The following is a 12,999-nucleotide window of genomic DNA, read 5'->3' as shown; positions in this document are numbered from 1 at the left end:
AGATTGGAGTGAACACAGTGAAGCTTGATGAATTCTTTGTCACAGGTGACCCGATTATTTACGGTGCAGACGCTTCTATCGTTCTTGTGACATTAGCAATCATTTTCGTACTAACTAAGTATAAAAAATGGAAATGGCTTTGGGACGAATGGTTAACAACTGTTGACCATAAAAAGATTGGGGCCATGTATATTATCTCTGCGGTTATTATGTTATTCCGTGGTGGTATGGACGGTTTAATGATCCGTGCACAGTTAACATTCCCTGAAACAACTTATTTAAACGCTGAACACTATAACGGAATCTTCACAACACATGGTACAGTTATGATTCTTTTCATGGCGATGCCATTCGTTATGGGATTAATGAACCTTGTAGTACCATTACAAATTGGTGCTCGTGACGTTGCATATCCGTTCTTAAATGCTTTAAGTTTCTGGTTATTCTTTGTCGGAGCAATGTTATTCAACATCGCTTTCGTAATCGGTGGTTCTCCAGACGCTGGGTGGACTTCTTACTTCCCAATGGCAGGTACAGAGTTTACTTCTGGTGTAGGAAATAACTACTACGCAATTGCATTACAGATTTCAGGTCTCGGTACGTTAATGACAGGTATTAACTTCCTTGTTACTATCTTAAAAATGCGTACACCTGGTATGACTTTAATGAGAATGCCAATGTTTACTTGGTCAATCTTAATTACAACGATTATCATTATTTTCGCTTTCCCAGTATTAACAGTTGCTCTAGCATTAATGACATTTGACCGTCTATTCGATGCTCACTTCTTTACGATGGCGAGCGGCGGTATGCCAATGTTATGGGCCAACCTATTCTGGGTATGGGGTCACCCTGAAGTATATATCGTTATTTTACCGGCATTCGGTATTTTCTCTGAAATCATTAGTACATTCTCACGTAAACGTCTATTCGGTTACAGTGCGATGGTATACTCAATGGTTGCAATTTCTTTACTAAGTTTCGTCGTATGGCTTCACCACTTCTTCACGATGGGTGCAGGTCCAGCGGTTAACTCATTCTTCTCGATTTCGACAATGGCGATTTCGATTCCAACCGGGGTTAAGATCTTTAACTGGTTGTTTACACTGTATAAAGGACGTATTCGTTTTACAGTTCCAATGCTTTGGTCATTGGCATTTATTCCAAACTTCGTAGTCGGTGGGGTTACAGGGGTTATGCTTGGTATGGCAGCAGCTGATTATCAGTACCATAACAGCTACTTCCTAATCGCTCACTTCCACTACGTATTAATCGCAGGTACAGTATTCGCTATGCTTGCTGGATTCACATTCTGGTATCCAAAAATGACTGGTCATATGTTAAATGAACGCCTAGGTAAATGGACATTCTGGATCTTTATGAGCGGATTCAACATCTGTTTCTTCCCAATGTACTTCTTAGGTTTAGACGGTATGACTCGTCGTATGTACACTTACTCTGAAAGTCTTGGATGGGGATGGCTAAACCAAATCGCATCTGTTGGTGCGGTAATGATGGGTATCGGCTTCCTACTTCTTTGCTACAACGTAATTTGGAGTGCTCGTCACGGTGAACGTGACACAACTGGAGATCCATGGGACGGCCGTACACTTGAATGGGCAACTCAATCTCCTGTACAACATTACAACTTCGCGAAACTTCCTGAAATCAAAGAAGCTGATGCTTTCTGGTACATGAAAAAACGCGGAGAAACAGTTACACCAGCAGCAGAAGACATCAAACCAATTCACATGCCAAGTAACTCTGGTGTGCCTATTATTGCGTCTGGATTCTTCGGTCTTGCAGGTTTCGCATTAGTATTTAGCTGGTTCTGGCTTGCAGCAATCGGCGGCATTGGTATTTTAGCTTGCTTAATCTATCGTTCATTCGATTACGATGAAGGTTACTATATTAGTGTTGATGAAATTAAAAAATCAGAACATGTAGCATGAGAGGTGAAATGATATGGCGGCTTTAGACAAAAGCTTACCTTTGGAATATCAATCCGAACAAAGCAGATTGAATATCCTAGGATTCTGGATTTTTCTTGGGGCTGAAATTATGCTGTTCGCAACACTTTTCGCCTCTTATCTAGTACTTGCTGGTCGTACGGCAGATGGCCCAACACCAGCACAACTGTTTGAACTTAAAACGCTTTTAATTCAAACATTATTACTTTTAACAAGTAGTTTCACATGTGGTATCGTGATTCACGAAATGCGTAAGCACAACCAAAAAGCAATGCTTGGATGGTTCGTCCTTACATTACTTTTAGGTGCAGGCTTCCTATTCTTCGAGATTGAAGAGTTCATTATGTATATTGGTGAAGGCGCAACAATTCAAACAAGTGCTTTCCTATCTGGATTCTTCGTTCTTCTTGGAACGCACGGAGCCCACGTAACAGGCGGTATCATTTGGGCAATTTGTGTTATTATCCAAATTTTAAAACGAGGTTTAACACCAGTTACAGCTCGTAAAGTATTCATTATCAGCTTATACTGGCATTTCCTTGATCTAGTTTGGGTCTTTATTTACACACTAGTTTACTTGAACGGGATGGTGGCGTAAATGGGTCAAAATAACAACCAAGCAAACGGGCATGCGCATAGCGGATTCCCTTGGTCACACGTTTTCGGATTTATTTTATCGCTTGCACTAACATTCCTAGCGCTATACGTGGCACTTTACACAGACCTGCCACTTTCAACGATCTTAACAACTATTATCGTAATGGCTGTTGCGCAAGCGTTGTTACAATTAATCATGTTCATGCACTTAAAAGAAGGAGAAGGAAGAGTTCAAGTTCTTACTATGATTTACAGTTTCTTCGTTGCAACTGCAACAGTTGGTTTAACTGTATGGATCTTCTTCTCAATGTAATGTACATGAAAAAGACTGCTGAGATTCCTCAGCAGTCTTTTTTTATTCCCTCCCCTATTACATCCACATTACGGAATTAACAACAGAATCATGAAAAATATACTTATTATGACAAATGTTAAGAAAACTCTTTCTTTATGAAATCGAATCCATATGCGTTGCTTTTCTACCTATTATATGGCTAAATAAGTACTATATTTATTTGAAGGGAGAGAACGCAATGGAACATCACACTTCTGTTCTATCACTTATGGTTGTCGTTGCAATCGCGTTTTTCGTTCCCCTTTTGTTACAACGCTTTAAATTAAAAGCACTTCCTGTCGTCGTTGCAGAAATCATCGCAGGAATCTTTGTAGGTAAAAGTGGGTTTAATATTATTGAGCCAGATATGTGGCTTCAAGTCTTATCGACACTAGGATTTATCTTTCTTATGTTTTTAAGCGGTTTAGAAATTGATTTTTCTATCTTTAAACAAAAAGGGAAAAAGAATACGACAAACGAACCAAACACATTTCAAGCAGCAAGCATTATCTTCTTATTTATTTTCATCTTATCTTATGCCCTATCACTACTATTCGTATGGCTAGGATTTGTAGATAATGCAATGTTTATGACTTTAATTATTTCAACAATTTCTTTAGGTGTTGTCGTACCAACATTAAAAGAAAATAACTTAGGAAAAACCGCAATCGGACAAATCATTTTATTAGTCGCTGTTATTGCCGATTTAGTCACAATGATTTTACTTGCTGTATTCGTCGGATTAAATTCCGAAAGCGGCCAAAGCATGTGGCTCCTTCTTCTTCTATTCGGCGCTGGTATTGTTATTTACTTCGTTGCAAAACGTTTTAAAAACATTCCATACTTAGATAGCTTAAAAGCTGGTAGTGTACAAATTGATACAAGAGCTGTTTTTGCACTCATCTTAATATTAGTTGGGTTATCTGAATCCGTTGGAGCCGAAAATATTTTAGGTGCCTTCTTAGCAGGTGTACTCGTATCATTATTATCACCAAATGAAGATATGGTTGAAAAACTGGATTCTATCGGATACGGTTTCTTCATTCCTATTTTCTTCGTAATGGTTGGCGTAAATTTAGAGGTTTGGTCTATTTTTAAAGAGCCTTCTAGTATGCTCATGATCCCAATTTTAATTGTAGGACTCTTTATCTCAAAACTGTTACCATCACTCGTTTTACGAAAATGGTATCCACGTAATATCGTACTGGGGAGTGCCATCTTATTAACATCGACACTTTCTTTAGTTATTGCAGCTGCACAAATTGGTGAAAAACTAGGAATCATTAGTCCAAGTTTATCTGCCTCCCTTATTTTAAGCGCAGTTATTACTTGTATTTTCGCACCTATATTATTTAAAAAGATGTTCCCAAAAGTGGAAACACCAAAACCAAAAGTTTCAATTATTGGTGCGAGCAGAATTACCCTTCCGTTATCACTTGATTTAAAACGAGAAGATTATGACGTAACACTATATATGATGCGTCAAAATAAAATAAATGATGAGGAAGCGAAATCGCACGACTTCCCTATTGTGAAATTAGATGACATCACAATTGCATCATTAACCGAACAAACAGCATTTCATGCAGACCGCGTTGTTGTTGCAACAAGTGATGATGAACAAAACTTACTATTAGCAGAACATGCAAAAGAACTAGGTGTTGAACATGTTATTGCAAGTGTAGAAGATCCGCTTCTACAAGAAAAAGCAACACAAGAACATATCGCCGTATTCTCAACCATTAACTCTACACGTATTCTATTACGTGCGCTAATTGATAAACCGAGTCTCGTTCGCTTAATTACAACAGCAAACGAAACAGTCCGTGAAGTTGAACTACGAAGCAATAAATATAACGGCGTTGCACTTCGTCGCCTTCCGTTTTTAGGTGATGTACTAGTCATTCAAATTTATCGTGGGAATAAAGCATTAATCCCTCATGGTGATACAAGACTACAACACGGTGACACATTACTTGTAACAGGCTCAAAGGAACATATCGATACACTAAAAAGCATATTAGAATAGAAAAATGCCCCTTACATAATTAAGGGGCATTTTTTTCCATTCCATATGGTAAAATGTTACTATCACATATTATGAGGATGGATTACATTATGTCTATTATAACTTTAGCTCTCTTATTATTAGCAGAAATACTCGTTGCCATTATTCTCATCGGTGTTAGTATTGAAATTTGTAGTTACGGATGGAAAAAATCAAATGGAATAAAATACTCTTGCCTCTTACTTTCACTCCTTCTCGGAACCGCTAGTATACTCGGACTTTTCGCCGCACCTGCCTATTTCTTTATACAATTAACAGAAAAAGCCTTATAAGAAAGGATGTTAATATGATTACCGTGAAAAATATTGATGGATCTGAAACTTACGTATTACGTCAAAAAATTTTGCGCCCGAATCAAACATTAGCAGATTGTAAATACCCTTCTGACTATGAAACAGATACCTTTCACTTAGGCGCATTTATAAACGATCAACTTATTAGTATCGCTTCTTTCTCAAAGGAAATGCATCCCGACTTACAAGCAGGTATGCATTATCGTCTACGAGGAATGGCCACATTGCCTGAGTTTCGAAACAACCACGCTGGAAGCTCCTTAATTCAGAAAGCAGAACAAATCTTACAAGAGCGTCAAGCAAATATATTATGGTGTAATGGCCGAATTACTGTAGCTGACTATTACAAGCGCTTAGGCTTCCAAGAACATGGTGAAATCTTTGAAATTGAACCAATTGGCCTTCATAAAGTACTGTATAAAAGAATATAAGAAAAGCTTTCCGCAATACGGGAAAGCTTTTCTTATATTTCAATCTTCACTTTTTATCTTTTTCATATATATGTATATAAACAGACTAGGAACTAAAAAACAAGCAAACATAATAAGTCCTGTCATACTAATTTCCTTTATCGAAATATCTGGTGTTACAACGATACAAATAGCTAAAATCCCAATAATAATACTTACAGGAATTAATAATAGTTTCATGAAATAGCTACGTGATACTCCCCCTGTATGCTCATACACTTCCACTGAATTTTTCAGATTTAAAAAGTTAATAACTACAATCCCACCCATAAATACCATTAATAAATCCGAAACACTTTCATATCCTGCATCTTGCAAAACGTAGCGATAAAAAACAATACCTAGTATGAAAATATTTTATAAGATGAAAACTAATCTAATATGTTTTAACCCCTCAATCATTAAACGTTCATCTTTCACAATTTTCATCGAATCACTCCTTTTCCTCCCAAAACAAATCATTCAAAGTTTTATCTACTGCATAACAAATTTTCAAACATAAATCTAAAGACGGATTGTATTTGCCCTTCTCAATTAAACTAATCGTTTGCCTTGTAACGCCTACTTTTTCTGCTAATTGTTGCTGTGTTAAATCTAACTGAACACGCGCGACTTTTATTTTACTTACAGCCATTCATGTTCCCCCTCCATCCATATTGTAACATATATATTCCATTAAGTAATTTATATTTTGCGTGACTGATTATAGTTTCACTTTATTATACACAAAAAAGGAGCCCCTCATAAGAAGCCCCCTCTCATATATTATAAGAATAAATGACATCCAAATAAAATTGTAAATAAGTAGAGTAACGGATGTACCTCCATCCCTTTCCCTTTCACAATTTTTAAGACTGGATACACTAAAAATCCAATTGCAATTCCATTCGCAATACTAGACGTTAACGGAATACCAACGAAAATTAAAAATGCTGGTAATGCATCTTCAAATTCATTCCAATTAATATCACGAATACTTTGTGCCATTAAACTACCTACAATAATTAATGAAGGAGCTGTAATAGCGGCTACACTTGATAAAGAAGCAATAACAGGGCTAAAGAATGCCGTTATAATCGTTAGGCCAACTACTACAATACCTGTTAATCCCGTTTTACCACCTGCAGCAATACCAGCTGACGATTCAATCGTCGCTGCTGTTGGGCTTGTCCCAAAGATAGAGCCTGTAGTACCGCCAATTGCATCCGCAATAAATGCTTTACCAAAACGTTTCTCTGTATTATCTGTAATTAAACCTGCTTGTTTAATTAAACCGAGTAATGCTCCTGTTGTATCAAATAACAGTACAAGTAAAAATGAAAATACAACGCCATATAATCCGTATTCAATTACATCTGAAAAGGCGTTAATTGGATTTGAAACGATAATCCCCTCTGGTAAATGAGGCATCGCAACAATTTTATCCGTAAACTTCAGCTGCCCTGTAAAGAAGGCGATAATTCCTGTCACAATCATACTAATAAATAATGCACCGCTCACACGCAATGTCATTAATACCGCCGCTAAAATCAAACCAATTAAAGTTAAAATAACGGCTGGAGAATGGAAATCACCAATCGTAACTAAGTTAGATGGATGATCAACGATAATTCCAGATAGACGTAATCCAATAAAAGCAATAAATAACCCAATTCCACCTGCAATTGCATGTTTTAAACTATCAGGAATTGCGACAATAAGCTTTTGCCTAAATGAAGTGAAAGATAATAAAAGAAAAATGATACCTGTTACAAATACTGCTGAAAACGCAATGACATATGTAATCCCCTCTGCCTGTTGAACGACAGAATAAGCAAAATACGCATTCATTCCCATAGCTGGAGCAATAACAATTGGATAGTTAGCTAAAAACGCCATACATAGCGTCCCTACAACAGTCGCAATAATAGTTGCCGTAAAAGCTTGATCAAATGGTACACCTGCATCAGATAATATTTTCGGATTGATGACAAGAATATACGCAAATGTAAAAAAAGTTGTGATGCCAGCTAAAAGCTCTTGCTTCACAGAAGTGTTATATTTTTGTAATTGAAACATGGTTATGTACCCTTCCTACATCTGAATTATTATCACACATTCTTTTCTTACTAGTATGTGAGAAAATATAATACTTAATCTTAACAATCAATAAAAAGAAGAGTCAATATATTCGCTAATAGTTCGAATTTTAAGTTTAAGTCTGACAAGTACAGATGTAGTACAGTTAATAATGATTATTTTTGTAGCATAACAGATGGAAATGTTTTATAATTTGAAATAGTTAAATATTTAGTAAACGCATTCAAATATCGTTCACTCTACAAGGGGGATTCTTCTTATGCAGCACACAAACAAATCTGGAACTTTAAACCGCGGTTTAAAAGAACGACATATTACTTTAATGTCACTCGGTTCAGCTATTGGCGTTGGACTATTTTTAGGATCTGCTTCTGCTATTAAACTAGCTGGTCCTTCTATTTTACTAGGCTATATGATTGCTGGACTCGTTATTTTTTTCATTATGCGAGCACTCGGAGAAATGGCAATTGAACAACCTGTTGCTGGCTCTTTTAGTAAATATGCATATGATTATCTTGGACCACTAGCTGGCTATATTACCGGTTGGAACTACTGGTTCTTATGGGTTGTTACTTGCATGGCTGAAATTACGGCTGCTGGCATTTACATGCAGTACTGGTTCCCAGATATTCCGCGCTGGACTTGGGCTTTACTCGCTCTATTATTAATGAGTGCTTTCAACTTTTTATCTGTAAAAGTATTTGGAGAACTTGAATTTTGGTTTGCTCTCATTAAAATTGTCACAATTATCTGTATGATAGTAGTTGGGGCTGGTATTATTTTATTTGGCTTCGGAAACGGTGGTATCGCTACTGGCATTTCAAACCTTTGGTCACATGGTGGCTGGTTCCCAAATGGTTTTTCTGGGTTACTCCTCTCCATGCAAATGGTGCTATTCGCTTATTTAGGCGTTGAATTAATCGGCGTTACAGCGGGTGAAGCGCAAAACCCGAAAAAAACACTCGCAAAAGCAATCGATAACGTATTTTGGAGAATATTACTGTTCTACGTTGGGGCTCTATTCGTTATGATGGCAATTTATCCATGGAACGAACTTGGTGAGAAAGGAAGTCCATTTGTATTAACATTCCAGCAAATCGGTATCGCAAAAGCAGCAGGAATTATTAACTTCGTCGTATTAACAGCAGCTCTTTCTTCTTGTAATGGTGGTTTATTTAGTACAGGCCGTATGCTGTATACATTAGCTCAACAGAAAAAAGCTCCGGAAAGATTCGGTCGTTTAAATAAAAATGGCATTCCAAGTCAAGGAATTGTAGCAACAGCAATCGTTTTACTCGTTGGTGTTATATTAAACTATCTTGTGCCCGCAAAAGTATTTACATGGCTCACTAGTATTTCAACTTTCGGGGCAATTTGGACTTGGGGGATTATATTAGTCGCTCAAATTAAGTTCCGTAAAAGTTTGCCGACGCAAAACAAACAAAAGTTATCGTATAAAATGCCTTTATACCCATTAAGTTCATATTTCTCACTTGCTTTCCTTGCACTCGTATTATGTATAATGGCGTATTCAGAAGATACAAGGATTGCATTAATTGTTGGACCAATTTGGCTTATCGGTTTAGCTGTCGTGTATTACATGAAAGGTTTTCATAAAATTGATGAAACACCTAATTCAAAAATTAGTTAAGCAAAACATCCCTTCCTTATTACTTGGAAGGGATATTTTTATGCCTATATAAATATTTCTCAACAAATTTCACGGTATTTTTACAAATTTTTAATATTTTTTATGTTTTCCGTCTTTATTTTTACAGAAAAATAAATTACATTATTAAAGCACATATATTTATTATTAGGGGGATTCTTCTATGAAGAATAAAAAATGGATTACATTTTCTTTAGCAACAGCAATTACACTAAGCATAGGGGCTTCGTTCATACCATCTACTTATGCCGAAAGCTCTGTAGACCCAGCTCCTGAAATTGCTGCAAAAGTTGTAAATCAAAACAATGGGAAAAAAGTATTATTCGATAATACACACGGTCAAACTGCCGGGACTGCTGACTGGGTTATCGATGGTGGCTTTTCTGATTTCGGAAACGGCATTGCCCAAAACGGCTATCATGTAAAAGAACTACGTAAATCAACACCGATTACATACGAAGATTTAAAAGACTACAATGTGTTTATCGTTCCAGAAGCAAATATTCCTTACAAAAAATCTGAACAAGATGCTATGTTACAATACGTGAAAAATGGCGGTAGTATCTTCTTCATTGCCGATCATTATAATGCAGATCGTAATAAAAATCGTTGGGACTCTTCTGAAGTATTTAACGGATATAGACGCGGTGCTTGGGATAATCCAGCAAAAGGAATGTCTAACGAAGAAGCCAATTCACAAGCTATGCAAGGAGTAGAAAGCTCTGATTGGCTATCTGACAACTTCGGTATTCGCTTCCGCTATAATGCAATCGGTGATGTTTCCGCTAAAAATATTGTATCACCTGAACAATCATTCGGAATTACAGAAGGGGTTTCATCTGTAGCAATGCATGCTGGTTCTACTTTAGCAATTACAAATCCAAAACTAGCAAAAGGACTTGTTTATCTTCCAGAAAACCCAGCAAAATGGAATAACGCTGTTGATAGCGGTGTGTATAACGGCGGTGGTGTTGCAGAAGGTCCTTATGCTGCTATCGCAAAAGTAGGACTTGGAAAAGCTGCCTTTATTGGAGACTCTTCTCCTGTTGAAGATGCTACGCCAAAATACGTTCGTGAAGACTCTGGCCAAACAAAGAAAACTTACGATGGATATAAAGAAGAAAACGATGCTATCTTACTAGAAAATATCGTAAATTGGCTATCGAAAAAAGAGACATTTACAAGTTTAGATCAAGTAAATGGTTTACAGCTTGATTTACCTACCACTTTACAAACATTTGAACAACCAAGCTTATCAACTGAGCCACAACCTGAACCTTGGAGTGCGCCAAATGCAGGTTATCAATGGTTTAATACAAATACTTTTAAACCTGGTTCATATGGCTATAACGGTGCAGTAACAGCAAATGACTACGTAGTTACACACCCTAGCACTCTACCAAACAATGAAGTGTTCCAAATCAAAATTCAAGTAAATAACTTATTACCAAACACAACATACAATAATTATTCTTTAGGTATATTCACTACTGGCGGTACACAAGTAGCAAAAGTTCAAAATACAAACGGCACTTGGCCATCTACTTTCGGATATAGTAGTGCATTTTCTTTCACAACAAACAGCTTAGGTTCTGCTGAAAAAATTGTGAACGTACAAATCGATCCAAATACGACTGGACAAGCAACACTTCGTCTACGTCAAAATACGACAGCGAAATATAGTGAGACTGTAACGATTAATAAGAAATAATGAAAAAGGCAATCCGGATATGGATTGCCTTCTTCTCATTTCTCTTCTTTTGAAAAAAACATTCTTGAAATAACGATACCTATACTTCCTACGATTAAGAATAACACTGCCCTAATCATCATTGAAGCTTCTGGTAAGTCTAGAAGAAATAGCTTTCCTATCGTTACGACTAACACGACTAAGCCGGCATATAATATTTCATTCATATTTTTATTCCGGCCAAGCCAAACTGCAAATAATGCATACACCATCCATAATAACGATACAGATACACTTATTATGCTTCCATCTGTGGACAAAACTTCACCGATTCTAGTAATTGTAATAAATACAATCACCATAAACCAATAGAGTGCTATAGAATACACATACTTGCCAAAGCTCGCTAATACTTCTTTCGCTTGTCTCATGCAATAATAGAACGTTCCTATTAAAATAAGATGAGCAACAAAGCCTGCCGAAATAAATTGATCAAACGGGCTAAAAATCGTCTGTATCATTCCAATTGCGTAAACCGTCGCACTAACATACAATTTTATCTGTTGTTTTCCTTTAATAGAAGTAAACATACCGAGGAAGCCTTGTAATAATAGTACAATCGCTGCATTCACTAAACTATACTCATATAAAATCGCTAAACTAAAGACCCCCATTGCGAAACCAAATAAAAGATTTGTAAATGTAGAATGTCTATTCTTCCTATATTCAAACACGAACATAATAGCGTGCACGAGTGCACTTATCATTAATCCCCATGTTGTAAATTCAGGTATTTTTGAAATGGCTAATATAAAGAAGACTGCATTCGCACTAAATATCGCCAAGCGTGGCTCTACTATAAAACTTCTCTCCGTAAACATATGCCAAAATAATAGTAAGTGAATTAAACCATAAACTACTGTTAACTGGACTTGCAAATCCTCTACTAACATTGACATAACAGCAAAGAAGACAAAAAGAACAATAGCAGCAACAACATAAGAAATCATATATAAATACTGATAACGATTTTTCAACGCATACCATAATAAGCTGAGCGTTAGTATCGTCTCATATCCAAAGAAAATATACGGATTAGGAGTCGTACTATTTAATAAGAACGGCACGAAGAAAGCTCCTACCGCTACAAAGATAGTAAGATATTCCGATTGATACCTCTTCGCTATATAAATACCTAAAATGACCCATGCGATATTACATAGAAACGCGACACTCGCTGGAATAAATCCATATAAATAATGTGCCGCAAATGTCGTTAAAACTATACCCGTAATACTTCCTCCTGCTAATACTAACCCTAACGCTTGCCGCTCGCGTTTAATTTGAATATCCCCTATATAATAAAAACCGATTGATAGGACAATACCAAACACAATTCGTATTGCTGGTGTTAATAATCCCGCATCTACCCCTGCTTTAAATAACCAAATTACTCCAAGCAACATAATACCGACAAATATGCGCGGTAACCACGTTTGGCAAAACTTAATAATATTAAATGGTTCTCGTTTAAAAGCAGATATATCCACTTGTTTTACCTCACGTTCTTGCACAGGTTCTTTTATTGTAACTACTTCTTCTTTTTGTTTTTCTTCCGTCACCGTTTCAATATATTCTTTCTTTTCCTTACTAACATGTTGCTTAGCATTTTCTGCTTCTATTTCTCTTTGTTTGGCTTTCAATTCAAAAAGTGCTTCTTGAATCGTTTCAATTGCCGTTTCGAGTGCTTCTATTTTCTTATTCAAATCCTCCTTCATACGCTCCCCCCTTATCCGTTCAAAACCTATATATTACCAATTACCTTTATC

11 protein-coding genes and 1 pseudogene are annotated in these 12,999 nt (G+C 36.5%); 8 read left to right on the top strand and 4 right to left on the bottom strand.

Features of this window, described 5'->3' with window-relative positions:
- The first annotated feature begins 17 nt into the window (after positions 1 to 17).
- From qoxB to NST14_RS03925, 6 genes are all read left to right on the top strand, one after another.
- The gene (gene qoxB / locus NST14_RS03950) at positions 18 to 1,952 is read left to right on the top strand and encodes a cytochrome aa3 quinol oxidase subunit I (RefSeq protein ID WP_000762372.1); all 1,935 of its coding nucleotides are present in this window, start codon (positions 18 to 20) and stop codon (positions 1,950 to 1,952) included.
- 13 nt (positions 1,953 to 1,965) lie between these two features.
- Complete coding sequence (qoxC, locus tag NST14_RS03945) at positions 1,966 to 2,568, top strand: cytochrome aa3 quinol oxidase subunit III (protein ID WP_000729317.1); 603 nt, start codon at positions 1,966 to 1,968, stop codon at positions 2,566 to 2,568.
- Entirely contained in the window at positions 2,569 to 2,880 is a 312-nt protein-coding gene (gene qoxD / locus NST14_RS03940) for a cytochrome aa3 quinol oxidase subunit IV (protein WP_000531377.1), read from the top strand.
- A gap of 220 nt (positions 2,881 to 3,100) precedes the next feature.
- Positions 3,101 to 4,930, top strand: coding sequence for a monovalent cation:proton antiporter family protein (locus NST14_RS03935; RefSeq protein ID WP_000399984.1), 1,830 nt, complete (start codon positions 3,101 to 3,103; stop codon positions 4,928 to 4,930).
- A gap of 53 nt (positions 4,931 to 4,983) precedes the next feature.
- Entirely contained in the window at positions 4,984 to 5,241 is a 258-nt protein-coding gene (locus NST14_RS03930) for a DUF4022 family protein (protein ID WP_003296716.1), read from the top strand.
- A 14-nt stretch (positions 5,242 to 5,255) separates the two neighbouring features.
- Positions 5,256 to 5,693 carry a GNAT family N-acetyltransferase gene (locus NST14_RS03925; RefSeq protein WP_214328595.1) on the top strand — a complete coding sequence of 146 codons (438 nt, stop codon included), beginning with the start codon at positions 5,256 to 5,258 and terminating at the stop codon, positions 5,691 to 5,693.
- A 39-nt stretch (positions 5,694 to 5,732) separates the two neighbouring features.
- Here NST14_RS03925 and NST14_RS03920 read toward each other — a convergent pair.
- The 3 genes and pseudogenes from NST14_RS03920 to NST14_RS03910 all read right to left on the bottom strand — a co-directional run bounded on the left by NST14_RS03920 (position 5,733) and on the right by NST14_RS03910 (position 7,790).
- Positions 5,733 to 6,161 (bottom strand): annotated as a pseudogene (locus tag NST14_RS03920) (hypothetical protein).
- 4 nt (positions 6,162 to 6,165) lie between these two features.
- Positions 6,166 to 6,366 carry a helix-turn-helix transcriptional regulator gene (locus NST14_RS03915; protein WP_000301182.1) on the bottom strand — a complete coding sequence of 67 codons (201 nt, stop codon included), beginning with the start codon at positions 6,364 to 6,366 and terminating at the stop codon, positions 6,166 to 6,168.
- Positions 6,367 to 6,497: 131 nt separating this feature from the next.
- Positions 6,498 to 7,790: an NCS2 family permease gene (locus NST14_RS03910; protein ID WP_000487209.1), complete on the bottom strand. Its 1,293-nt coding sequence runs from the start codon at positions 7,788 to 7,790 to the stop codon at positions 6,498 to 6,500.
- Between the two features lie 280 nt (positions 7,791 to 8,070).
- Here NST14_RS03910 and NST14_RS03905 point away from each other — a divergent pair, with 280 nt between their 5' ends.
- Entirely contained in the window at positions 8,071 to 9,462 is a 1,392-nt protein-coding gene (locus NST14_RS03905; protein ID WP_001164906.1) for an amino acid permease, read from the top strand.
- Between the two features lie 181 nt (positions 9,463 to 9,643).
- The gene (locus NST14_RS03900; RefSeq protein ID WP_000791493.1) at positions 9,644 to 11,191 is read left to right on the top strand and encodes a DNA-binding protein; all 1,548 of its coding nucleotides are present in this window, start codon (positions 9,644 to 9,646) and stop codon (positions 11,189 to 11,191) included.
- A 35-nt stretch (positions 11,192 to 11,226) separates the two neighbouring features.
- On the opposite strand, the gene NST14_RS03895 is transcribed toward NST14_RS03900, so the two are convergent.
- On the bottom strand, positions 11,227 to 12,948 hold the full coding sequence (locus tag NST14_RS03895; protein ID WP_229143103.1) for a DUF2339 domain-containing protein: 1,722 nt from the start codon (positions 12,946 to 12,948) through the stop codon (positions 11,227 to 11,229).
- Positions 12,949 to 12,999: the final 51 nt, after the last annotated feature.

The organism is Bacillus sp. FSL W8-0519, from assembly GCF_038005585.1.
GTDB lineage: Bacteria > Bacillota > Bacilli > Bacillales > Bacillaceae_G > Bacillus_A > Bacillus_A paranthracis.
Note: the sequence above shows the minus strand (reverse complement) of the source record. Positions and strands in the feature narration are given on the sequence as shown.

Excerpts from the sequence above, each read along its gene's own strand:
- qoxC (WP_000729317.1), top strand. The coding sequence starts at position 1,966 with ATGGCGGCTTTAGACAAAAGCTTACCTTTGGAATATCAATCCGAACAA.
- qoxD (WP_000531377.1), top strand. The coding sequence starts at position 2,569 with ATGGGTCAAAATAACAACCAAGCAAACGGGCATGCGCATAGCGGATTC.
- NST14_RS03935 (WP_000399984.1), top strand. The coding sequence starts at position 3,101 with ATGGAACATCACACTTCTGTTCTATCACTTATGGTTGTCGTTGCAATC.
- NST14_RS03930 (WP_003296716.1), top strand. The coding sequence starts at position 4,984 with ATGTTACTATCACATATTATGAGGATGGATTACATTATGTCTATTATA.
- NST14_RS03925 (WP_214328595.1), top strand. The coding sequence starts at position 5,256 with ATGATTACCGTGAAAAATATTGATGGATCTGAAACTTACGTATTACGT.
- NST14_RS03915 (WP_000301182.1), bottom strand. The coding sequence starts at position 6,366 with ATGGCTGTAAGTAAAATAAAAGTCGCGCGTGTTCAGTTAGATTTAACA.
- NST14_RS03910 (WP_000487209.1), bottom strand. The coding sequence starts at position 7,790 with ATGTTTCAATTACAAAAATATAACACTTCTGTGAAGCAAGAGCTTTTA.
- NST14_RS03905 (WP_001164906.1), top strand. The coding sequence starts at position 8,071 with ATGCAGCACACAAACAAATCTGGAACTTTAAACCGCGGTTTAAAAGAA.
- NST14_RS03900 (WP_000791493.1), top strand. The coding sequence starts at position 9,644 with ATGAAGAATAAAAAATGGATTACATTTTCTTTAGCAACAGCAATTACA.
- NST14_RS03895 (WP_229143103.1), bottom strand. The coding sequence starts at position 12,948 with ATGAAGGAGGATTTGAATAAGAAAATAGAAGCACTCGAAACGGCAATT.